The organism is Mesorhizobium sp. WSM4871, from assembly GCF_055811295.1.
In genome coordinates this window covers 266,858-290,031 of record NZ_JBVVPU010000004.1, presented here as the reverse complement: position 1 = coordinate 290,031, position 23,174 = coordinate 266,858, and the positions used below count along the sequence as shown (strand labels likewise).

Genomic DNA, 23,174 nt, shown 5'->3' with positions numbered 1-23,174 from the left:
GGCGGCTCTCCGTTCAGCCAGCCTCATGACCGAGCAACAGACGCCTGCCTCCATCGTCGAAATCTCCGGCCTGACCAAGCGGTTTCCCGGCGTGCTGGCGCTCGACCGTATTTCCGTCGACTTCCGTCCCGGTGAAGTGCATGCCGTCGTCGGCGAGAACGGCGCCGGCAAATCGACCTTGATGAACATCCTTGCCGGCGACTTGCAGCCAAACAGCGGCGAAATCCGCATCGACGGCAAGCAGGCTACCATCGCCTCGCCGCTGGCCAGTCGGGCCGCCGGCATCACCGTGGTCTATCAGGAACTGGCGCTCTGCCCGACACTGACCATCGCCGACAACATCATGATGTCGGACATGGCGGCGCGCTCAGCGGTGTCGCTGGTGCCGCGTGAGGAGATGCGGCGCGAGGCCCGCGCGGCCTTGTCCCGCCTCGGCATGGGCAAGCTCGACCCCGACACCAGGGTCGGCCGGCTTTCCGTCGCCGAGATGCAGTTGGTCGAGATTGCCCGCGCCATCCGCCAGCGCGCCCGCGTGCTCGTGCTAGACGAACCCAATTCCGCGCTTTCCAAACGCGAGAGCGAGCGGCTGTTCGACATCGTCAGGCAATTGCGCGGCGAAGGCGTCACCGTCATCTATGTCTCGCATCATTTGAAGGAAGTGCTCGACCTTGCCGACCGCATAACGGTGATGCGCGACGGCCGCACCATCGAGACGCTGGACAATGACGGCCTGTCGGAAGGCCGGCTGATCCGTGCCATGGTCGGCCGCAATCTCGACACGGCGGCGCAGTGGTCATTGCAGCCCGAGGCACGGTCGGATGAAGCACCGGTTGTGCTCTCGGTCGAGAAGCTGACCGCGCCAGCCCTCGATGATTTGAGCTTCCACGCCCGCGCGGGTGAAATCCTCGGCATCGGCGGTCTGCCTGACTCCGGCAAGGACACGCTTGGCGAGGCGCTGTTCGGCTTGTGCGGCCGCAGCGGCCGCATCACCATCGACGGCAAGGAACTACGCGCCGCCGACCCGCACGCCTCCATCCGCAACGGTATGGCCCTGGTGCCGGCGGACCGGCGTGGCGCCGGCGCGCTGCTGGCGATGAGCGTCGCCAACAATGTCGTCTCGGCCTCGCTGCCGCGCTTTTCGCTTGCCGGCTTCATGCGGCGTGGCGCGGTGCACCGCGAAGCCCGCGCGCAGGTCGCCCGGCTCGACGCGCGCATTTCACATCTTGGCCAGAGACTGGCGACATTGTCCGGCGGCAACCAGCAGAAGATCATCCTCGGGCGCAGCCTCGTCACCAACCCGCGCGTGCTTGTCCTGCACGAGCCGACGCGCGGCGTCGATGTCGGCGCCAAGGCCGAAATTTACGCCATCCTGCGCGGCATTGCCGGCGAAGGCGTGGCCGTGGTCATGATCTCGTCGGAGATTCCGGAATTGATCATGAACGCCGAACGCGTTCTGGTGCTGCGCAACGGCCGGATCTCGGGCGAGTTGACCGGCGCAGGCATCAACGAGGAAGCAATCCTGGCGCGCGCCATGGCGTCCTGAACGAGGCCCGAACGAGGCATTGATGACCAGCAGACCCCAGATAGCCCCAAAGATCACAATCGTCGGCAGTTTCGCGGTCGGGCTGACCATGCGGGCGCCCAAGCTGCCGATTTTCGGCGAGACGATGCTCGGCACGGATTTCGACATGGGGCCGGGCGGCAAAGGCTCCAACCAGGCCGTCGCCACGGCAAGGCTGGGCGCCGCCTCGTCGCTGGTCGCCATCATCGGCACCGACAAGCTGGCCGGCATTGCCACCGATCTCTATGCCGCCGAGGGCGTGGATTCGAGCCTGGTTACGACGCGCACCGAGCGCGCCACCGGCGTCGGCTTCATCATCCTCAACGACAAGGGCGAGAACTTCATCATCCTCGACATGGGCGCCAACGAGTTGATGGACGCCACGACCGTCGACACGGCGGACCAGCGCATCGCCGAGAGCGACGTCGTCATGACCGTGCTGGAGGTGCCGATCGCCGCCGCCGCCCGCGCCATGGAACTCGGCCGCAAGCATGGCGCTCGCACCATCCTCAATCCCGCCCCGGCACGCCAGCTTCCCGACACGATTTTCGCCTCCGTCGACTATCTGACCCCGAACGAGAGCGAATTGCGCATTCTACTCGGCCTGCCGGCCGATGACCCGCGCTCCTCGCGCGAACTCGCCGGCGAATTGCGCCGCCGCGGTGTCCGCAACGTCGTGGTGACGCTCGGCCGCAACGGTGCGCTGATCCTGACCGACGAACTCGATGTGATGGTGCCGGCAGTGCCTGTCAATGTGGTCGACACGACCGGCGCCGGCGACGCGTTCAATTCGGGTTTCGCGGTGGCGCTCGCCGAAGGCCGCGACATAATCGAGGCGGTCCGCTTCGGCGTCGTCTGCGGCGCCATCGCCTGCACCGAACTCGGCGTCATTCCCGGTCTGCCCCAGCGAGCCAAGGCCGACGCGCTCTACGCCCAGGCCCTGAAGACAACATGGCCCTAAAGACAACAAAGAAGGAAACGACATGAACCGAAACCGGCTGCTCAATGCCGAACTGGCGCACGCCATCGCCTCGATGGGCCATGGCGACCTGATGATCGTCTGCGACGCGGGTTTTCCGATTCCGTCGAGCGCCTGGCGCATCGACCTCGCCATCTCGCCTGACGTGCCGGACCTGGAGACCGTGCTGGCGCCGATCGCCGCCAGTTTCATCGCCGAGCGCGTCGGCTATGCCGATACGCTGCCGGTGCACAATGCACCGCTGCTGGCCAAGCTGAAGCGGCTGTTTCCCGACGCCGATTTCGAGACGACGAAGCACGAGACCATCCTCGGCGAGATGGCGGCGAAGGCCAAGGTCATCGTGCGCACCGGCGCCTTCGATCCGTGGGGCAACATCCTGCTCTACTCAGGCGTCGACGTGCCTGCCTGGTTCTCCAAGCCCGGTGTCGTGGCGCCCGAGTATTACGCCAAAAAGATGAAAGGCTGAGATGCCGCGCATCTTCGATTTCGGCGGCCGCGAGGTCGAGCGCAGCGTAACCGTGGCGGATTTGCGCGCGCTAAAAGGCACCGGGCGCCATTCCGCCCAGGTGACGGCCGAGACAGCCGATGAGGCTGCGGCCGCCGAGGCCGCCGGCGTCGAGATGGTCGTCTGCCGCGCCGCCAACGTTTTGCGCGTACGCGAAGGTTCGCGCCGCGTTTTTGTCACCGCTGCCCTCGGCTTCGCCGACGCCGTCACCAGCGACGAGATCCTGCGCGCCGCCTTTGGCGCCATCACCTCAGGCGCCGATGCGGTGATCACCGGGCGTGGCCACGACAGCGTCCGGCTGCTCGCCAATGAACAGATACCTGTCATGGGTCATCTCGGCTTCGTACCCCGCAAATCCACCTGGGTCGGCGGCATCAGGGCGGTCGGCAAGACCTCGGCCGAGGCGCTTGAACTATGGGACCGCTTCCGGCGGCTCGAGGATGCCGGCGCCTTCGCCGTCGAATGCGAGATCATCGCGGCGCAGGTGATGGCCGAGATCAACCGCCGCACGTCGCTCGTCACCGTCTCGCTCGGCTCGGGCACCGAGGCGGATGTCATCTTCCTGTTCACCTCCGACATTTGCGGCGAGAGCGCCCGGCTGCCGCGCCACGCGCGTGCCTGGGGCAACCTGGCCGCCTTGCACCGGGCGGTCAGGGACGCGCGGGTCGAGGCGCTGTCGGACTTCCGCAAGGACGTCGCGAGCGGCAGCTATCCCAATGAAGCCGAAGTCGCCGGCATTACTGAGGCGGAGTTCGAGGAATTTCGCGCGCGCCTGGACACACAACGATAGAATCGATTTCGCCCGACGCCGCTCACTGCGTTTCTGTTTGACCTCGGTAAAACTTGATAATTTCTGTCATGAAATATATCAAGGCCCGAGGATCATGCCATCACAGGGAAACGACGTGGCCTTCGCTCCGCGCATGGAAAGTCGCATTCAGGGTTTTTCCGTCATTGGCGGCCTTAAGGGGCATGTCTGGGACGGCGTCGTCGCCGACCTCTGGGACGTTTCGTGCGGGGAGCAAGCTGAGGGCTATTATGTGTCTCCTGACCCCCGGCTCTTTGTGACGCTGAAGGTCGATGGCGACGGCGCCTTTTTCGTCGAGGGCATGCGGGGCGAATTGCGTCGTCACGACCGGGCATTTTCCATGGCCTACATACCGGCGGGCGTGCCGATCAGGGGTCGGGTCGAGGGCCTGCGCCGCATCAAGCATCTCGATCTGCACTTCGACGAGGCAGCTTTGACACGCCGTTTCGGCGGCAGCCTCGACCGCGAAGCCCTGCATGTGTCGCGCTTCCAGTTTTGCGACGACCGGATCGCAGCACTCGCCGGCCTGATCGCGGCCGAATGCGACAGCAGCCTGCCGATGCACGACCTCTATGGCGAAGGCCTGCTGAACGCATTGTTCGCCGGGCTTTTCGAGATCGGCCGACCGGACGGACAACGGTGCCGCGCGCCGCTGTCCCGCCGCAAGCTGCGCCTGGTCACCGACTATATCGACGCGCATTGCCTGGACAAGATTCGCCTCGCCGATCTCGCCGGGCTGACCGGGCTGTCCGAAAGCGCCACAAGCCATGCCTTCAAGGCGGCTACCGGCGTGCCGCCGCACCGTTGGCAGATGCAGGCGCGGGTCAAAAAGATCCAGGCCATGATGGCGCATGAACAGGCGTCACTCGGTGATATCGCCGAAGCCACCGGCTTTTTCGATCAGGCGCATCTGACGCGGGTATTCAAATCCATCGTTGGGCTGACGCCTGGCGCCTGGATGGCCGCCCACCGGCGCCAATGACATTTCCCCGCAGCAGGACGCAGCAATGTCGGCCTTTTGGACAAAAACCGACAAACCGCGCAAATCCGTCCAATGATCCGCTGATAAGTTGAAGTAAACAGTCAGGTATATGTCTAGAGAACCTGGGGGTTGCCTTATGAACAGAATCTGCCGGATGAAGCTGCTTTTGGCAGGCGCCGCCATTGCCATGATCACGCCCATGACCACGTTCGCGCAGGATGCGCAGACCGCCACCCAGCTCGAACCCGTGGTGGTCGAGGGCGATGCCGGCGACAGCGCGACCGGACCGGTCGACGGCGTCGTCGCCAGGAAGACCACGACCGGCTCCAAGACCGCGACCGCACTCAAGGAGATCCCGCAATCCGTCTCGGTGGTCGGCCGACAGGAAATTGACGATCAGGGCGCGCAGAAGATCGACGAGGCGCTGCGATATACGGCCGGCGTTTTCGCGCAGCCCTTCGGTCCAGACAGCGACACCAACTGGCTGTTCATCCGCGGCTTCGACGCGACGGCCACCGGCGTCTACATGGATGGCCTGCAATTGTTCAGCTACGGCTTTGGCGGCTTCTATGTCGATAGCTTCGGGCTCGAGCGCATCGAAGTGCTGAAGGGGCCGGCCTCGGTGCTCTATGGCGGCAGCAATCCGGGCGGCATCGTCAACTATGTCAGCAAGCGTCCCGACGGCAGGCAGCGTTATGTCGAGACCGGCGTCAACGATGCCGGCAATGTCTATCTCGGCTTCGATATTGGCGACGTCGCCAGCGACGGCGTGGTCAGCTATCGCGTCAACGGCCGCGTCGCCGGCGGCGATACCTACAGCGACCTGCAAGATGGCTGGCGCGGCTTTATCTCGCCCAGCATCACCTGGCAGCCCGACGATCAGACCCGGCTGACCGTACTCGCCAATTTCAGCCACATCGATGAGAACCACAATGGCGGCAGCTTCCTGCCCTACGAAGGGACCGTCGTCGACAGGATTGTCGGCGGCGTAAATTATGGCCGCATCGACCGCGACGCCAATTTCACCGAACCGTCGATCGACCTCTACAAGCGCGAGCAGGGATCCCTCGGTTACGAGTTCGAACACACCTTCAACAATGACTGGACCGTTCGTTCCAATGCCCGCTTCACCGCCGCCGACATCAAGGAGGTCAGCGTCTACCCGAACGGCTGGTCAACGATCGGAGGGCCCACAGATCTGGCCCGCATTAATTTCGACCATGACACTCAGGCGCAAACCTTCCTCCTGGACAACCAGATCGAGGGCAAGGTGGTGACCGGCCCGATCGAACATACGATCCTCGCCGGCTTGGACTTCAAATATTACAACATCGACCAGGTGCAGTCGTCCGGTCTCTACGATCCAAACTATGACAATCCCATCGATGCCTTCTACCCTGTCTACGGCTCGCCACTGACGCCGCGCGTCAGCTATCTCAACCAGGACCTGACGCAAAAGCAGCTCGGCCTCTATGCGCAGGATCAGCTTCGGTTTGGCGACGGCTGGCTGGTGACGCTGAACGGCCGCTATGATTGGGCCTGGCTCGAAGCCGACAACGGTCCGACCTTCTATAGTCCGACCTCCAGCACCCAGAGCAGGACCGGCGGCGATTTCTCCGGCCGCGCCGGTCTCGCCTATGAATTCGACAACGGTGTCACCCCCTATGCCAGCATCGCCACCTTCTTCAACCCGATCATCGGAACCGACGCGAACGGCGACCTGTTCAAGCCGGAAGAAGGCGTGCAATACGAGGTTGGCGTCAAATATGAGCCGACCTTCATCGACGGCCTGTTCACCCTGTCGCTCTTCGACTTGACCCGCCAGAACGTGGCCATAGCAAGCGACACCGATCCTTTTGCCCAGGTCCAGGCCGACGAGATCCGCTCGCGCGGTGTCGAGCTCGAAGGCAAGGTCAACGTCACCGAGGATCTCAGGGTGACCGCGGCGCTGACCGCCTACGATATCGACTTCACCAAGAGCGACGACCCCTCGCTGATCGGCAAGACGCCTTTCATCGTGCCCGAAGTCATGGCCTCGGCGTCTGTCGACTACACCTTGCGCGGCGGCTGGTATGACGGCATCTCGGTCGGCGCCGGCGTGCGCCATCTCGGCTCCTCATGGGCCGACAACCTGAACAAGTACAAGGTCCCGGCCGTCACCCTGGCCGATCTGAAGCTCGGCTACGAGAAGGAGAACTGGGGTGTCGACCTCAACATCACCAACCTCTTCGACAAGACCTATGTCGCAAGCTGCCAGACGATCGCGACCTGCTCGTACGGTGAAGGCCGCTCGTTCAAGCTGAAGGCTCACACCACTTGGTAGTTCTGTGCCAAATCCGCCGGCGATAATCCCCTTCCCCACCCGCCGGCAGGTGCTTGCGCTGGCGGCCGCCACTCTGCTGCCGCCGGTCGCTGCCAGGGCAGCGCCGCTGCGCGTCGCGGCGATCGACTGGGGCATGCTGGAAACCGTGCTGGCGCTCGGCATCGAGCCGGTCGCGGCGACCGAACTCATCCAGTTCCGCAAGATCGCGGTCGAGCCGATCGTCCCTCGATCGGTGACCGACCTCGGCCTGCGCGGCACGCCCAATTACGAGCTGCTACGCATCGTCGCGCCGGATCTCATCGTCATCTCCAACTTCTATGAGTATCAGCGCCCCATGCTTGAGCGCATCGCGCCAGTGCTTGCGCAAGCGGTCTACACACCCGGCGTGCCACCCTACCCTCTGGCCGAGGCAGCAGCGCTGACGCTTGGCGAAAGGCTCGGACGACAGGCCGAGGCGAAGCGCTATGTCGACGAGACATCCGTCGAGATCACCCAGCTACGCGCCGCGTTGCCGGCCACCACCGGGCGGCCGGTCTTCGTCATCAGCCTGGGCGATTCACGCCATTTCCGCGCCTTCGGCCGGGATTCGATGTTTGGCGACGTGCTTCAGCGCCTCGGCATGAAGAATGCCTGGACTGGCGAGACGGACTACAGCGCCGCCGCTCCGGTCGGCCTGGAAGCGCTGGCGCGCGTTCCCGACGCATCGATCCTCGTCGTCTCGCCGCTGCCGGCCGATGTCGGCCGCTCGCTGCCCGCAAATGCCTTGTGGAACGCACTGCCGGCGGTCCGCGAAGGTCGTGTCGCCGTGCTGGAACCGATCAATCATTTCGGCGGCTTGCCCTCGGCGCGCCGCTTCGCACGCCTGGCTACGATGGCACTTGCCGGGCAGGCCCATGGCTGACCGCGCCATGACCGAGCCCGCCACGACTGGCCATGCGCTGCCGCCGATCGCGCTCTGGGGTCTTTTGGCCGGAGTGGCGGCACTCCTGTTCACCTGGCGTGTCGGCATGCGGTGGCCGACGGCGCTGCCGGGCAAAGGCATCGATCTCGACCGTGTCGTTCTTCTCTACAGCACGCTGCCGCGGGCGGCGGTGGCAGTGCTGGCCGGCGCCGTTCTCGGTCTCTCCGGCCTGCTGCTGCAGCGCGTGTTGCGCAACCCGCTTGCCGAACCGTCGACGCTCGGCATTTCGGCCGGCGCGCAACTGGCCATGACGGCGGCTTCCGTCTACGCGCCGTTCCTGATGGAGCGGTCGCAAAGGCCGGTCGCCTTTGCCGGCGGCATCGCAGCGGTGCTGCTGGTACTGTCGCTGACCTGGCGGCGCGGGTTGGAGCCCGTCTCCGTGGTGCTTGCCGGCATGATGGTGGCGCTGACCGCCAGCTCCATCAGCGCCGCCCTGATCCTCGCCAATGGCGACTATCTGTTCTCGCTGTTTATCTGGGGCGGCGGATCGCTGGCCCAGCAGGACTGGGGACCGGCCATCGCATTGGCGGTCAGGCTTGCGGTCGGCGCCGTCGCCGCCCTGTTGCTGCTCAGGCCGCTGACGATCCTTGGCCTTGATGACGCCTCGGCGCGCAGTCTCGGCATTGCCCGTCACAGCAGCCGCTTTCTCGTCATTGCGCTTGCCGTATGGATGGCCACCACCGTGGTTGCCGAGGTCGGCGTCATCGGCTTCGTCGGCCTTGCGGCGCCCGCGCTCGCCGCGCTTTCGGGCGCGCGAACGCTGCGGCAAAAGCTGCTCGCCGCGCCGCTGATCGGCGCCATCCTGCTGTGGCTGACGGACGGGCTGGTGCAACTGGCGGCCGGCACTGGCGGCGAACGCATTCCGACCGGCGCCGGCACCGCACTTCTGGGCGGCCCCGTTCTGCTCTGGCTGCTGCCGAGGCTGCGCATGCTCGAATGGCCTGATCTCGGTGCGAACAGCCCTTCCCCACGCAAGGCTGCCCGTCCTCGGCTCATCATCCTGCTTTTGTTTCTGGCGGTGCTTTTCGCGGCCGGGGTGGCGCTCCTTCTCGGGCGTGGGCCGGCGGGCTGGTCGGTCGCCGGCGGCGACATGCTTTCTGATCTCGCCGCCTGGCGCGCGCCGCGCATCGGCGTGGCGGCGGCCGCCGGCGCCATGCTGGCAGCGGCGGGCGTGGTGATCCAGCGCATCACCGGCAATCCACTGGCAAGCCCCGAGGTGCTGGGTGTCGGCACCGGCGCCGGCGCCGGCCTGACCGCGGTGCTGGCGTTCAGCGTGGCGGCCGCGCCCGGTTGGCAATTTGCTGGGTCCGTGCTCGGTTCGCTGGCGGTGTTGATCGCCATGCTGGCGATCGGTGCGCGGGCGAAATTCGGCGCCGAGCGGCTGCTGCTTGCCGGCGTCGCCATGAGCGCGCTGTGCAGCGCCGTCATCACCGCAGCCATCGCGATGGGAAATGCGCAGTCCTACGTCCTGCTGCGCTGGCTCAGCGGCTCGACCAGCCAGGCGACCAGCGGCGATGCCTGGCCCATGGTCGCCTGTCTGGTTCTGCTGACCTTGCCGCTGTTTCTCGCCGCCCGCTGGCTCGATATCCTGCCGCTCGGCGAAAATACCGCGCGAGGGCTCGGCCTTCCGGTCGCCAACAGCCGGCTGACGCAGATCGTTCTCGCCGCGATCCTGACCGCGCTTGCCGCGATGTTCGTCGGACCGTTGAGCTTTGTCGGCCTCATCGCGCCGCACCTCGCACGGCTGGCCGGCTTTGCCCGCGCCCGCGCTCACCTCGCCAGCGCGGTGCTGGTCGGTGCGCTGCTGATGATCGTATCGGACTGGCTGTCGCGCATGGCGGCCTTTCCATACGAGTTGCCCGTCGGCCTGTTCGCCTCGCTGCTTGGCGGACCGTATCTCGTCCATCTGCTCGCAAAAGGAGTGCCGCGTCATGGCTGACATGCCGAGAAACCTCAAGGCGTCCGCCGAGATCGCGCTGTCATGTCCGCAAGACATCATGCAGCGGCTTTGCAGACATTTTGCCGATCATGGCGACGTCGCCATCGACGGCGCCTGCAGTCGCATCGACACGGCCTTCGGTTCGGCCAGCATGGAAGCCTGCCAGCGCTGCCTAAGGGTTTTCGCCGAGGGCAATGACGAAACATCACTGGCCTATGTGAAACTCTCCATCGCCGAACATCTTTTGCATTTCGCTTCGGCGGAGAACCCCGCCATCGTCTGGCGTGGCGATGGCGCGGCGGGCCAGCCACTGCCCTATTTCCGCGAGATGCGCGTTGTGCGGACCACCAGCGTGACGCCGCATATGCGGAGGCTGACCCTGGCCGGCAGCGACCTCGGACGCTTCGCGACGGGCGGGCTTCATGTCCGCCTGCTGCTGCCAAGGGATGGCGCCGTGCCCGCCTGGCCCGTCACCGGCGAGGATGGCCGCCCCGCATGGCCCGAAGCGGAACGGCGGCCGGACGTGCGCATCTACACGATCCGCCGCATCGACGTCGACAAGGGAGAGGTCGATATCGACTTCGTTCTGCACGATGGTGACGGCATGCCCGGCGCGCGCTTTGCCGCCAATGCGCGGATCGGCGACATCGTCGGCATGACCGGGCCGGGTGGCGGCGGCGTCCCCGTGGCCGACTGGTGCCTGCTTGCCGGCGACGAGACCGCCCTGCCCGCGATCGGCCGCATCGTCGAGACACTGCCGGCAGGTATGCACGCCGTCATCCGCATCGAAGTCGCCGATGGCGGCGAGGAACAGGAGCTGGTTTCGGATGCCTCGCTGGACATAAAGTGGCTGCACAGGAACGGCGTGGCCCCAGGCAAATCGACCTTGCTTCAGGATGCCGTCCGCGAGGTCCGTTGGCCCGAAGACGGGCGCAGCGTGTTCGCCTGGGCCGGCTGCGAGCACAAGAGCTTCCGCGCCATCCGCTCCCACCTGAGGCAAGACCGGAAGCTTGGGCGCGACGCGCATCTCGTGGTCGCCTACTGGCGCTGCGGCTACGAAGGCGATACCGCGCGAACAGACTGACCGCCCGGTTCGATTTGCTTACCGCAAGCTCGGGCTGTTCGCCGATACGGTCAGGTCGAGCGCGACATGGCCTTGCGGTGCGCCGAAGCGAAGGAACGCCTCCGACAGCGTCGCGAACACCGGTCCGGCATCGCCTCTCAGCTTGGTGCAGAAGTTCTTCGATTTATCGAAGACGCCGGACGCCTTGAGGAAGTCGATGCAGCCGTAGATCTCGTCCATATGGTGGCCTTCGCCGAGCGGATAAAGCGAGAACTGCGCGGTGACCTCTTGCCCAAGCCTTTCCGCAGCGTCGACATGTGCCCGCGCCGCGCCGATGCGCTCCGCCAGCGGCAGCTCGTGGCTGCCGCCGGAAATCGGCGTGCAGATCGGATCGTCGGGCTCGCCGGGGCAGCCGCGCGACACCGTTGCCGACAGAACGCAATGCACGCCGCTTGCCGCCGCCGAGGCGAACAGATCGCGCATCGCAGGGAAAAGCTGTTCAGCTGGGCCGACGATCAGCGTCGAGATGTCGTCGGTCTCGATGCGGAAATTCGCCCGGTACGGATCGAACGCCGAAAGCGCTCCGAGGATGACGCCGACGAAATCGTCGCACATCGGATAGAGGGAAATCTGTGCACCTGAAAACATGGTCGCCTCGCTCCGCTGGCATTACCCAGATCAGCTTGAGGGACCGAAGGCTTGGCGCCTTATGTCTCAGCCCCGGCAATACGGAGCGCCCCTGTCGATGCGGCAGACCTAACACCGGCGTTCGGCGTGCGCAAGCGGCGGGCGTTCACATGACGTCGCATGTGCAGGATCATTCCGCAGCCGCCGGCCCGGCCTTGCGCGACAGCGCCAGGTACATCCCGGCCATCATCAGCAGCAGCGCCAGCCAGAAGAGCGCGCCCGGCTGCTCGCCGAAGAAAACCAGGCTCCACAGAATTCCCGCCGCCACCGCGAGATAGTTGAACAGCGAGAAGCGCGCCGGGCCGATGCGCTCGACAAGCGTGAAGAACAGCCAGAAGAAGACGGTGTTGATCACCGTGGCGATGACGAGCGGCGGCAGCCCCGACATAATGCCGCCGGGCGGCAGCACCGCGCTGCCGAGGACCAGCATCACCACGCCTGCCACGGCCGCGGCACCGAGCAGCGTTCCGGCAGCCATGGCGGCTGACGTGGCATCCGCCGGCCGCAGCCATTTGGCGCAATTGTTGGCGGCGGCGAACATCAGCGGCGCCGAAAGAGCGACCAGGAACCAGAACACGCCGCCAGCGCCGATGACGCCGGCTCCCGGCGCCATGATCACCGCCACGCCCGCTATCCCGAGAAACATGCCGAGCAAGGTGCGCTGGTCGAAACGTTCTATCCCGGCAAGCACGCCGATCAAGAGAGTGAGGATGGGCGAAAGGCAGAGCACCAGCGTGAGCACCGAGGCATCGAGATGCTCCGCCGCCTTGACCAATATGCCGATCGGCAGGCCGACGACCAAAGCGCCCATGACGACATAGGCGCGCAGATGCGCCGCCGACAGGGCGAACTGTCCGCTCAGCACCACCAGGAAGGCCAGGACAATACCCGCCAGCAGCGATTGCAGAAAGGCAAAGCCCATCGGCGGCCAGAGCGCTTCCGCGGCGAGGCGGTTCACCGCAAAGATGCCGCCATAGATCGCCGCGGCAAGCAGCAGCAGCGCGGCATCCGCCAGGCGGAATCGTCGCGAAGACGGTCGATCTTCATGCATGGCCGCATCATGCACCCAGCCTTGGCCAGGCGCCCTCCCCTTTCCGGTCTCAGCGCAGAAAGCCGGCTTACTCTCCAATTAGCGCCGGCTGGCGCGAAGCTCCGCCGTCCGTGCCTCGTCGACCATCAGCAGGCCGGGCTCGGCCGCATCCATCAACGCCACGCCATAGACTGTCTCGGCGTCCTCCCGGCTCAGCCAGCCGCGATTGACGGTCGCCACGACGCGTCTCGGCTCGCGTTTCAGCGGATCGCCATAACCGCCACCGCCACAAGCGGTGAACTCGATCCTGGCGCCGTCCTCGATCGTCTCCTCGCTGAACGCCGGCAGCACGATCCTGTCGCCGCCACGCACCTTGATAGACTCGCTCTCCTTGCCGTCGCCGCCGCCCAGCACGCCGCGCGGCGGAAACGAGGTGCCGTCGGCGGCGTAGACGATCGTCATGTCGTGGTCGAGCGGATAGAAGACGCCGCCGGTCGCCGGCGCGCCTTCGAACTCGCCGAAACCTTGTGAGCCCGGCAGCACGCCACGCCGCTCGATGACGATCGGATACATGGATTCGTCGACCTCGACCGAGTCGAGCTGGATGAGGCCGGCATTGGCCGGGCCGCAATAGGTCAGCCAGCCGTCATAGCCGTGCCGGGCGCCGCCGCCGGCATAGCCGACGAAGACCTGGTTGACATAGGACTTGCCGTTCTTGAACGGGTCCTCGCCGGAGATGACGCCGACGCCGGCCGGAAGATGCGAGCCGCTCTCGGCCTGCCCATATGGCGCGCCCATCCGCGAGAAGACGCAATTGCCGGCGATCATAAGCCGGTCGTTGACATTGGTGGTGGCGACAGAGGTGCCGACCGGATATTTCGGCTTGCCGACGACGCTTCCCTCGCGCAGCAGCACCTTGATCTGCGACTTGGCGCCCTCATTGTGCGGGATGCTCTCGTCCAGATTGTTGAAGACGCCGATGCGGCAGGAGCCGGTGGCGGTGTTTTCGGACAGGTTCAGGCCGCCTGGCACATTGTCGATGTTGTCGCGCGCGTCAACGACGATCTCGCCCTTGGCCGGATCGACATGGATGGTGAGCCGGACGGGGATGCCCTCGTCGGCCACGCCGGGCACCGGGTCGTGCCGCGTCTCATAGCTGTAGCTGCCGGCGGGCAACTTCGCGATCGCCGCCTTGGCGCAGCGCGCGCCATAGTCGAACCAGTCCTCGACGAAGCCCATGATCGTGTCGCGGCCATAGCGCGTGAACAGTTCGCCGATACGGCGCTCGCCGGTGCGGCAGGCGCCGATCTGCGCGCGCACGTCGCCCAGCCACATATCGGGCACGCGGTTGCGCATGGTGCCGATGCGCAGGATGTCCTTCTTCTCCTGATAGTTCTGCGCCACCCGCACGCAGGGAAAATGCATGCCCTCCTCGAAGATATTTTTGGCGAAGGGCAGATAGGTCGACGGCACCGGGGCGCCGGTATCGGCGTGGTGCGACAGGGCGACGACCCAGAACAGCGGCTCGCCCTCATGGAACACCGGCATCGTCATGATCAGGTCGGCGTGGTGGGTGCCGCCCGTATAGGGGCAGTTGTTGAGGAAGATGTCGCCTTGCGTGATGTCGTCGAAGAGCTCGGTCAGCGGCCGCGTCGCCATGTCCATCGACATGACATGGATCGGCAGCGCGTCCTCGACCGAGACCAGCTTGTGGTCGTAGGTCAGGATGGCGCAGGAGAAGTCGCGCGCGTTCTTGATCACCGCCGAGCGACTTGCTCGCATGACGACCAGCGTCATCTCGCGCACGATCGCCTCGAAGCGGCTCTTCAGAACCGACATCAGGAAGGGATCCACCCGCCGCTCCGCGACGTCGAGCTCAGCTTTGTTGATGGCGTCCATGGTCGTTACCTCACGCGATGTTGACGACGAGATTGCCGTAGCGGTCTATTTCGCCCTGGTGCTGGTTTTTCAGGTAGGCGGTGAAGGTCTCGGCCTCGACCAGGCAAGGTCCGGCGAGACGGGCGCCGGCGCCAAGCTCGGCCATCTCGTAGACCGGCACGGTTTCGACCCGTCCGCTTTCCTGCTGGTAGATGCCGCGCCGAGCCTTGGGTTTGATGTCGCCCGATTGGACCGCAAGCGTGTTCTTTTGCCAGAGATCCTGGCCGGAGCGCTTGCCGATGGCGCGCAGCTTCCACGCCGTAAATTCGACCACATCATTGTCGGCGCGGATCGAATAGATGCGCTCATGCATCTTGTGGAAGGCCTCGACCAGTCCGGGCAGGTCGTCGGCCGACAGCGTGCCGCCCTCGCTTTCGAACGGCACCTCGATCTCGAAGGATTGGTACTCGTAGCGGCCGAGGAACGAAAACTCGAACTGCCGGTTTTCCGGCGCCACGCCGGCCTCGGCGAGGAAACTGTCTCCGGTCTGCCGCAGCCGCTTCAGCGCCTGGTTGACGCCGTCGACGTTGAAATTGGCGTCCGAGGTCAGCAGGACAGCGCTTTCCTCGTTGCGGATATCGCAGATCAGGCCGCCAAAGGCGCTGAGGCCCGCCATGAAGCGCGGAACCATATAGCGCTTGAGGCCGAGAATGTCGGCCATCTCGGCGATGTGGATGGCGGTGGCGCCGCCGCCGCAGACAAAGAAGCTGTCGCGCGGATTGATGCCCTCGCGCACGGTGATTTCCTCGATCGCCGCGACCATATTGTGGTTGCTGGTCGTGTAGATCGCGTAGGCCGCCTGCTCGCGCGTGACGCCGAGCCGCTCGGCGATCTTGTCGACGGCCGCTTCGGCGAGTTCGCGTTCCAGCTTCATCTTGCCGCCGAGGAAATAGTCCGGGTCGACGATGCCGAGCACGACATTGGCGTCGGTGACGGTCGGTTCGGTGCCGCCCTTGCCGTAGCAAGCCGGCCCCGGCCGCGCGCCGGCGCTTCGCGGGCCGACCCGAAGCAGGCCGCCCTCGTCGACGAAGGCGATCGAGCCGCCGCCGGCGCCGACCGAGCGCACATCGACCTTGGGGATGCCGAGCGAGTCATTGTGGATCATGCTGTCGGGCGTGACGATGATCTGGTGATCGCGCAGCGCCGAGACGTCGAAGGTTGTGCCGCCCATGTCGCCGACGATGATGTCGGGTTCGTCGGACAGCGCAAGTGCGGCCATCGGCGCCAGCGTCGGTCCCGACATGACGCTGTAGATCGGTTTGCGGATCATGTCGGCGAGCGGCATCATGCCGCCGACGCAGTTGGCGAGCAGCAGTTCGCCCGCGAAATCTTCCTCGTCGAGCGCCGTCTTCAGCTTCTCGATATAGGTGCGCACGATCGGGTTGATCGAGGCATCGATGGCGGCTGCGATGATGCGCTTGTACTCGCGCGGCATCGGATTGATCTCGTGGCTGAGCGTGATCGGAATGCCGGGCAATTCCTGTTCCAGGACAGCACGCACCGCGAGCTCGTGGGCCGGATTGACCACCGACCACAGCAGGCCGACCGCAACCGCCTCAACGCCGAGATTGCGGAACTCGCTCGCAGCCTTGCGGACGTCGTCCAGCGACAACGGCGCAAGCTCGCGGCCGCGCGCGTCGATGCGGCCGGCAACCGTCTTGGTCAGATGGCGCGGCACATAGGGATCGGGATAATCGAGGCGCCACTGGAAGGCGCCCTTGCGCGGCCCCTCGCGCAGCACGAGGATGTCCTGGTGGCCCTCGGTCAGCACAAGGCCGACCTTGACCGTCTTGCGCTCGACCAGCGCGTTGGTCGACACCGTCGAGCCATGCACAACGAGCTCTATCTTCTTCATGAAATCGGCGGGCTGCAGGCCATAGCCCTCGGCCGCGACATGCAGGACGTCGATGAAACCCTTTTCGAACTCACCCGGCGTCGTCGGCGACTTGAAAATGGCGATCTCGCCCTTGCTGTTCGAGACAAGGCAGTCGGTGAAGGTGCCGCCAATGTCGATGCAAACTTGATAGGTCATGCATGTCCTCAAAAAGAAGGGTTTCAGCGCCTGGCGACGTCGCGATTGACGATCAGGCTGACGATGATGATAACGCCGAGGCAGATCTGCTGGAGATAGCCGTCGATCTGGACAAGGTTCATGCCGTTGGAGAGCACGGTGATGAACAGCGCGCCGAGCAGGGCCGCGCCGACGCCGCCCTCGCCGCCCGACAGCCGCACCCCGCCGACGACAGCGGCGGCGATCGCTTCCAGCGTAAGATTGCCGCCGAGATTGGGTTCGCCCGAGCCGGTGCGGGCGGTGAGCAGCAGCGCGCCGACTGCGGCCAGCACCGCGCACAGCGTATAGGCGAGCACCAGCACCGGCAGCGTGCGGATACCGGCCGCAATTGCTGCCCGGGGGTTGGCGCCAATGATATAGAGGCTGCGCCCGAACTTCGTCGCCTTGAGCGTCAGGAAGAGCAGCGCGTAAACCAGCCCGGCGAACCAGATCGGGATCGGAATGGCCAGCAGCGAGCCTTGCGCGAATTCCGCTGTTAGCCCGCGCGGCAGGCCGGTGACCGGAAAGCCGCCGCTGATGGTCGAGGCGAGGGCCATCACCATATTGGCCATGCCGAGCGTCGTCACCAGCGGGTTGATGCCGATGCCGGCGATCAGCAGCCCGTTGGCGAAACCGATGCCGGCCGCGATCAGCACGCCGGTGCCGATGCCGTAGAGGATCGAGGCATCGCCGCCGCCCATCGCCACCATGGCCATCGAAGCGGCGACGCTGACCAGCGAGACGGTATAGCCCAGCGACAGGTCGAAGCCGCGCGTCAGGATGACCATGGTCTGCGCCATGGCGAAGATCGAGAGATAACTCGCCTGGATGGCAATGTTGCGGAAATTGCCCAGCGACAGCACCCGCGGCTCGACCATGCCGAACAGCACCAGCGTAACGACGATGGCGATCGGCAGGCGGGCGGCGAGCAGCATGTCCTTGACGGCGCCGCCGGAGAACGGGCCGATCGACTGGGCCTTGGCGCCTGAGGGTGTGCTCATGCCTGCCGCTTTCTGAGGAGAAGCCGGTCGATGGCGAGCGCCACGATCAGCACCGCGCCGAGCACCAGCGTCTGATACTTGCTGTCGACCTGGACCAGGTTCATCGCATTGGCGATCACGGCGAGGAAGAGCGCGGCAAGCGCCACATGCTCGGCGCGGCCGACGCCTCCACGCAGCGACACCCCGCCGATGACGGCGGCGGCAATGGTCTCCAGCGCCAGCGTGCCGCCGATGGTCGATTGGCCGGAGCCGAGCCGCGATGTCATCAGGAATCCCGTCAGCGCGGCAAGGATGCCGGCAAGCACATAGGCGATCGCCAGCGTCCGGCCGGTCGCCACGCCGGACAGCCGCGCCGAACGCAAATCGCTGCCGACCGCGTAGATATGCCTTCCAAGCGCGGTGAAGCGCTGCATGACGATGCAGCCGATAAGCACGACGAGCGCGACATGCAGCACGATCGGCAGGCCGAGAAACTGTCCGCGCCCGACGCCGGTGATGAAGGATTGGGCGACGCCATAGATCGGTATGCCTTGCGTGAAATAGAGCGCTATGCCCATCAGCACCGACATCATGGCGAGCGTCACCATGAAGGGCGAGAGTGAGAGGCTCGCCACCAGCCCGGCATTGGTCAACCCGACAAGGACCCCGACGCCGATGGCGGCAACCAGCGAAAGCAGGATGATTGCAATCTCCATGTCCGGAAAATAGCCGCTGCCGACGAGCATCACAGCAGCGGTGACAACGGAGGAGATTGCGACGACCGCGCCGACCGACAGATCGAAGCCGCCGGCCGTCATCACCAGCATTTGCGCCAGAGACGGGATCAGCAGGAGTGCGAAATTGCGCATGACGTTGATGAGGTTGAGCCGGTTGAGGAAACGCGGCTCGACCAGCGCCGTCGCCACCACCGCCACAATGAGAAACGTGATGACGATGCCGCCCTGCATGAGAAAGCGGTCGAGCAGGCTCGACCGGTGCTCCGCGGGTTTGGCCGCGCCCGAAGGGGCCATCGTTGCCTGCTCCGAACTCACGCCCGCCCTCCGAAATAATGGGACAGGATCTGCGCCTCCGTCAGCTCGCTTTGGCCGAGTTCGGCGACGACCTTGCCTTCATGCATGACATAGACGCGCGAGGCGAGGTTGATGAGCTCCGGCAATTCAGAGGTCGAGACGACGACCGAGGCGCCGGCTTCCACCAGTGACTTGATGAGATTGTAGACATCGACCTTGGCGCCGACATCGATGCCTACCGTCGGTTCGTCGAAGAGATAGACATCGAAGGGCCGCATCAGCCCGCGCGCCAGCATCAGCTTCTGCTGGTTGCCGCCGGAAAAGGCCGAGACCTTGCGTTCGGGCGCCATTGGCCGCAGCGCAAGGTCGGCCAGCGGCGCCTTGATCACCTCGCGCTCGCGCCAGAACTTCAGCACCGGCCCGGCCGACAAGGCCGGCAGGTCGAGCGAGCTCATCGTCGCGTTTTCGCGCGCAGAGCGGGCCATGGCCAGTCCTTCCGAACCGCGGTCGGCCGGGAAATAGCAGACCTTGCTGGCCAGCATGGAGGCTGGCGTGGGACGCGCGACGGTCTTGTCGCCAACGGTGATGGTTCCCGCCTCGATCGTCTCCAGACCGAAGACGGCACGGCAAAGCTCGCTGCGCCCGCAGCCGACGAGACCGGCGAGGCCGACCACCTCGCCTGCCCGCGCCACGAAAGAGGCGGCGATGACGGAATGGTCCTGCGTGGTCAGGTCGCGGACTTCAAGTCTGGCCGCGCCCGGCCTGTGCTCGATGCTGGGGAAGAGCTGCTCGACCGGACGGCCGACCATCATCTCGATCAGCCCCTCGTCCGAAATCTCCGACGTCACCACGGTGCCGATCCTCTTGCCGCCGCGCAGCACGGTGACGCGGTCGGACAGGTTGCGGATCTCGCTCATGCGGTGCGAGACATAGATGATGCCGACGCCCCTGCCCTTGAGCAACGCCACGGCATGGAAGAGCTTTTCGGCCTCGCCGTCGGTGAGCGATGCGGTGGGCTCGTCGAGGATGAGCACCTTCGGCCGCATGCGCAGTGCCTTGGCGATCTCGACCATCTGTTTCTGGGCGCGCGACAGGAACGCCACCTTCTCGTCGAGCGGCAAGTGGAAGCCGAGCCCGTCGAGCAGTTCGGTGCCGGCCTGGCGCATCTGCCGCCGCTTGAGGAAGAGGCTGCCCGACTGCTCGCGGCCGAGGAAGATGTTCTCCAGCACCGTGAGGTCGGGAACCAGGCTGAATTCCTGGAAGACGGCGGCAATGCCGATCTCCTGCGCGATCTGCGGAGTGAGGCTCGTGATCGTGCGGCCATTGATCCGATAGACGCCTTCGGCCCAGGGAAACGTGCCGGCAATGAGATTGATCAACGTCGACTTGCCGGCGCCGTTCTCGCCAAGCAGCGCGTGCACCTCGCCCTCGTTGAGCGAGAAGTCGACATTGTCCAGCGCGGCGATGCCGCGAAATCTCTTGGTGAATCCGGTTACTTCCAGCATCTCGTCATAAAGCCCTGGAGCATCTCGCCCAAATTAGGCGGCGACTTTGGCCGACATGCTCAAAAACAAGGACTTAAGCGCATCGGCTGAATCATTTTGCTAGCGATGCGCTTGAAGCCGGCGGCGCCTGGCCGCTTCCCGGAAGAAGCAGCCAGGTTAGGCCATAGTGGCCCGATGTTACTCCACCGAGAATTCCGGGCGCCAGCTGTCCGGCGCGAAGATTTGGGTCGTATCGATCTTGTCGATATTATCCTTGGTGACGATACCGGGAGCAACCAGAAGCACCTTTTCGTGCTCCTTCTTTTCCAGGGCGCGGACCGCGAGGTCGACGCCGATGCGCCCCATGATGACAGGATATTCGGTGGCGAAGCCAAGCACCGAGCCGTCCTTGACCGCTTTCAGCATCGTCTGGTTCTCATAGGACGACATGATCGTCACGTTGCTGAGGCCGGCATCCGCCACCGCGCCGATCGCCGCTTCGGCCGTGGGCGCGCCACCCCAGATGACGTTGACGTCCGGATGCGTCTGCAGCGCGTCCTCGACGAGCTTGAGCTGTGCCGGGACACTCGCCTCGCCGAACATCTCAGCCAAGAGCTTGACGTTGCCGGTCTTGGTGCTCTCGCGGAAACCGTCCATGTAGGTTTCGGCCCAGCCGCTGCCCTGCGGCCCGGGGAAGGCCACCGCCGAGCCCTGCTTGTCGCCGAGATACTTCTTCACGTATTCGCCGGTCTGGAAACCTTTCTGGAAGAAGTCGGGTGTGATGCGGGCGGTGATCGGCGTCTCCAGGATCGGGTTGGCGACGGCGATGTTGACAATGCCCTTGCCCATGCCCTCGCCGATCTTGGCGGCAACGCCTGCTTCCGAGATCGCCGAGATCAGGATCGCGTCGGCGCCTGAGGCGACACAGTCATCATACTGCGAAATCTGCTTCGGCAAGGCGGTGTAGCCGCCGGCCTGCAGCACCGTCACCTTGACGCCCAGCCGCTTGGCTTCCTCGACGATGCCGTAATCCACCGAGACCCAGTAGCTGTCCTGCAGATGCGGGAAAAGCACGCACAGCTTCCAGGGCTTCTCGGCCTTTTCGAGCGGCTTGTATTCGATTTCCTCGATCTTCTTCAGGTCGCCGTCCTTGGCGGAAGCGATCTTGAAGGGCCACCAGTCCGCGGCTTGCGCCATTCCGGCTGACAGCATCGTGGCCGACACGGCCAGGGCCAGTGTTTTCTTCAGTCCGTTCATCTGGAAATCTCCCATTTGCTTAACCGCCCCTGCGGTCGTTTCTTTGCGTCCGGCGACTGAAGGCGTCGACCGGCGCTCACCTGGTTTTTGTATTCAGTCGCGCCACTTCTTCGTTGGCTTCTTCGGGTCTTTCACACAACTTACATCTTATATCTTATGTGTCAACGCAGCGACGAGCCTTGTCGATAGAGGTTGCGGCCCGCCCGCGAAAGTCTGGTCAGGTCGGCGATCCGACCTGCCTGGCGGCGGCCTCGAGCGATCTTTCAAATGCATCGACCATGCTGTCGACCTGCGGTTCGGTGATGATCAGCGGCGGACAGAAGGCGATTGCATCGGCCATGTTGCGCGAGATCACGCCGTTCTGCTGTAGGAAGCCGTTGACCAGCCCGCCCAGCGCGCCGACTGCGCCCCAGGGCGTCTTGTTCGCCTTGTCGCCGACCAGTTCGACCGCCGCGATCAGGCCGACGCCGCGCACCTCGCCGACGAGCGGATGTGAAGCCAGTTTGCGCAGCCGTTTTTGCATATGCGCACCGACCGTGCGCGCATTGCCGACAAGGTCGCGTTCCTCGATCAGGTTCAGGTTCTCGAACGCGACCGCCGCCGCGACGGGATGGCCGCCGCCGGTGAAGCCATGCCCGAACGTGCCGATGCGATTGCTTTCATCGGCAATCGGCTCGAACACCTTCTCGTTGATCAGCAGCGCCGAGATCGGCAGGTAGGACGAAGAAATCTGCTTCGACATGACCATGATGTCGGGCCTGATGCCGAAAGTCTGCGAGCCGAACATCTCGCCGGTCCGGCCAAAGCCGCAGATGACCTCGTCGGCGACGAGCAGTATGTCGTATTTCGACAGCACCGCCTGGATCTTCGCCCAATAGCCGGCCGGCGGAACGATGACGCCGCCAGCGCCCATGATGGGCTCGCCGATGAAGGCGGCGATGGTTTCCGGTCCCTCGGCCAGGATCAGCTTTTCCAGATCGTCGGCAAGCCGGCTCGAAAACTGCTCTTCGCTCTCGCCCGGCAGCGCCTCGCGCCAATAATGCGGCGAGGAGGTGTGAAGCACATTGGCGATCGGCAGGTCGAAAGAGAGATGATTGTTGGGCAGGCCGGTCAGGCTCGCCGCGGCGATGGTGACGCCATGATAGCCCCGCTTGCGGCTGATGATCTTCTTGCGCGCCGGCTGGCCAAGCGCATTCGACCGGTACCAGATCATCTTGATGGCCGTATCGTTGGCCTCGGAGCCGGAATTGGTGAAATACGCCTTGCTCATCGGCACTGGCGCCATTTGCACCAGTTTCTCGGCCAGATCGATCAGCGGCGAATGCGATTTCGAGCCGAAGTCGTGATAGAAGGGGAGCTTGGCCATCTGCCGTGTCGCCGCCTCGACCAGCCGCTTCTCCGAAAAGCCCACCGCCACGCTCCATAGGCCGGCCATGGCCTCGATGTAGCGGTTGCCGGCCAGGTCCTCGACATAGATGCCGTCGCCCTTCTCGATGACCAGCGGCCCGGACTCCTGATGCTTGCGGGCATTGGTGTAGCCATGCATGTGGTAGTTGATGTCGCGGGCTTCGGGCGAATTCGGTCGTGCGTCCATGA

Annotated in this window: 18 protein-coding genes; 9 read left to right on the top strand and 9 right to left on the bottom strand. The window is 64.9% G+C overall.

Going from position 1 to position 23,174, the window contains the following annotated elements:
• Positions 1-25 precede the first annotated feature (25 nt).
• The 9 genes from AC0L2H_RS10665 to AC0L2H_RS10625 all read left to right on the top strand — a co-directional run bounded on the left by AC0L2H_RS10665 (position 26) and on the right by AC0L2H_RS10625 (position 11,142).
• On the top strand, positions 26-1,543 hold the full coding sequence (locus tag AC0L2H_RS10665) for a sugar ABC transporter ATP-binding protein (protein WP_473590158.1): 1,518 nt from the start codon (positions 26-28) through the stop codon (positions 1,541-1,543).
• Between the two features lie 22 nt (positions 1,544-1,565).
• On the top strand, positions 1,566-2,522 hold the full coding sequence (gene rbsK, locus AC0L2H_RS10660; protein ID WP_473590157.1) for a ribokinase: 957 nt from the start codon (positions 1,566-1,568) through the stop codon (positions 2,520-2,522).
• 22 nt (positions 2,523-2,544) lie between these two features.
• Positions 2,545-3,006 carry a D-ribose pyranase gene (rbsD, locus tag AC0L2H_RS10655; RefSeq protein WP_473590156.1) on the top strand — a complete coding sequence of 154 codons (462 nt, stop codon included), beginning with the start codon at positions 2,545-2,547 and terminating at the stop codon, positions 3,004-3,006.
• 1 nt (position 3,007) lies between these two features.
• Positions 3,008-3,835, top strand: coding sequence for a 3-methyl-2-oxobutanoate hydroxymethyltransferase (locus tag AC0L2H_RS10650; RefSeq protein WP_473590155.1), 828 nt, complete (start codon positions 3,008-3,010; stop codon positions 3,833-3,835).
• Positions 3,836-3,950: 115 nt separating this feature from the next.
• Entirely contained in the window at positions 3,951-4,835 is an 885-nt protein-coding gene (locus AC0L2H_RS10645) for a helix-turn-helix domain-containing protein (RefSeq protein WP_473590154.1), read from the top strand.
• A 136-nt stretch (positions 4,836-4,971) separates the two neighbouring features.
• A complete protein-coding gene (locus AC0L2H_RS10640; RefSeq protein ID WP_473590153.1) occupies positions 4,972-7,158 on the top strand; it encodes a TonB-dependent siderophore receptor in 2,187 nt (728 codons plus the stop codon).
• 4 nt (positions 7,159-7,162) lie between these two features.
• Positions 7,163-8,059 carry an iron-siderophore ABC transporter substrate-binding protein gene (locus tag AC0L2H_RS10635; RefSeq protein WP_473590152.1) on the top strand — a complete coding sequence of 299 codons (897 nt, stop codon included), beginning with the start codon at positions 7,163-7,165 and terminating at the stop codon, positions 8,057-8,059.
• Positions 8,052-10,058, top strand: coding sequence for a Fe(3+)-hydroxamate ABC transporter permease FhuB (gene fhuB, locus AC0L2H_RS10630; RefSeq protein WP_473590151.1), 2,007 nt, complete (start codon positions 8,052-8,054; stop codon positions 10,056-10,058). Before AC0L2H_RS10635 ends, fhuB begins: the two co-directional genes overlap by 8 nt.
• Complete coding sequence (locus tag AC0L2H_RS10625; RefSeq protein WP_473590150.1) at positions 10,051-11,142, top strand: DUF2218 domain-containing protein; 1,092 nt, start codon at positions 10,051-10,053, stop codon at positions 11,140-11,142. Before fhuB ends, AC0L2H_RS10625 begins: the two co-directional genes overlap by 8 nt.
• 18 nt (positions 11,143-11,160) lie before the next feature.
• Here the strand turns inward: AC0L2H_RS10625 and AC0L2H_RS10620 are convergent, their stop codons facing one another.
• From AC0L2H_RS10620 to AC0L2H_RS10580, 9 genes are all read right to left on the bottom strand, one after another.
• On the bottom strand, positions 11,161-11,769 hold the full coding sequence (locus tag AC0L2H_RS10620) for a YkoF family thiamine/hydroxymethylpyrimidine-binding protein (protein WP_473590149.1): 609 nt from the start codon (positions 11,767-11,769) through the stop codon (positions 11,161-11,163).
• 169 nt (positions 11,770-11,938) lie between these two features.
• On the bottom strand, positions 11,939-12,859 hold the full coding sequence (locus AC0L2H_RS10615; protein ID WP_473590148.1) for a DMT family transporter: 921 nt from the start codon (positions 12,857-12,859) through the stop codon (positions 11,939-11,941).
• 78 nt (positions 12,860-12,937) lie between these two features.
• Positions 12,938-14,737 carry a hydantoinase B/oxoprolinase family protein gene (locus AC0L2H_RS10610; protein WP_473590147.1) on the bottom strand — a complete coding sequence of 600 codons (1,800 nt, stop codon included), beginning with the start codon at positions 14,735-14,737 and terminating at the stop codon, positions 12,938-12,940.
• A 10-nt stretch (positions 14,738-14,747) separates the two neighbouring features.
• Positions 14,748-16,808 carry a hydantoinase/oxoprolinase family protein gene (locus AC0L2H_RS10605; RefSeq protein ID WP_473590146.1) on the bottom strand — a complete coding sequence of 687 codons (2,061 nt, stop codon included), beginning with the start codon at positions 16,806-16,808 and terminating at the stop codon, positions 14,748-14,750.
• A 23-nt stretch (positions 16,809-16,831) separates the two neighbouring features.
• Complete coding sequence (locus tag AC0L2H_RS10600; RefSeq protein ID WP_473590145.1) at positions 16,832-17,827, bottom strand: ABC transporter permease; 996 nt, start codon at positions 17,825-17,827, stop codon at positions 16,832-16,834.
• A complete protein-coding gene (locus tag AC0L2H_RS10595; RefSeq protein ID WP_473590144.1) occupies positions 17,824-18,858 on the bottom strand; it encodes an ABC transporter permease in 1,035 nt (344 codons plus the stop codon). Before AC0L2H_RS10595 ends, AC0L2H_RS10600 begins: the two co-directional genes overlap by 4 nt.
• Positions 18,855-20,342 carry a sugar ABC transporter ATP-binding protein gene (locus tag AC0L2H_RS10590; RefSeq protein ID WP_473590143.1) on the bottom strand — a complete coding sequence of 496 codons (1,488 nt, stop codon included), beginning with the start codon at positions 20,340-20,342 and terminating at the stop codon, positions 18,855-18,857. Before AC0L2H_RS10590 ends, AC0L2H_RS10595 begins: the two co-directional genes overlap by 4 nt.
• A gap of 177 nt (positions 20,343-20,519) precedes the next feature.
• Entirely contained in the window at positions 20,520-21,578 is a 1,059-nt protein-coding gene (gene torT / locus AC0L2H_RS10585) for a TMAO reductase system periplasmic protein TorT (RefSeq protein WP_473590142.1), read from the bottom strand.
• Between the two features lie 217 nt (positions 21,579-21,795).
• On the bottom strand, positions 21,796-23,172 hold the full coding sequence (locus AC0L2H_RS10580) for an aspartate aminotransferase family protein (protein WP_473590141.1): 1,377 nt from the start codon (positions 23,170-23,172) through the stop codon (positions 21,796-21,798).
• Between the last annotated feature and the right edge of the window lie 2 nt (positions 23,173-23,174).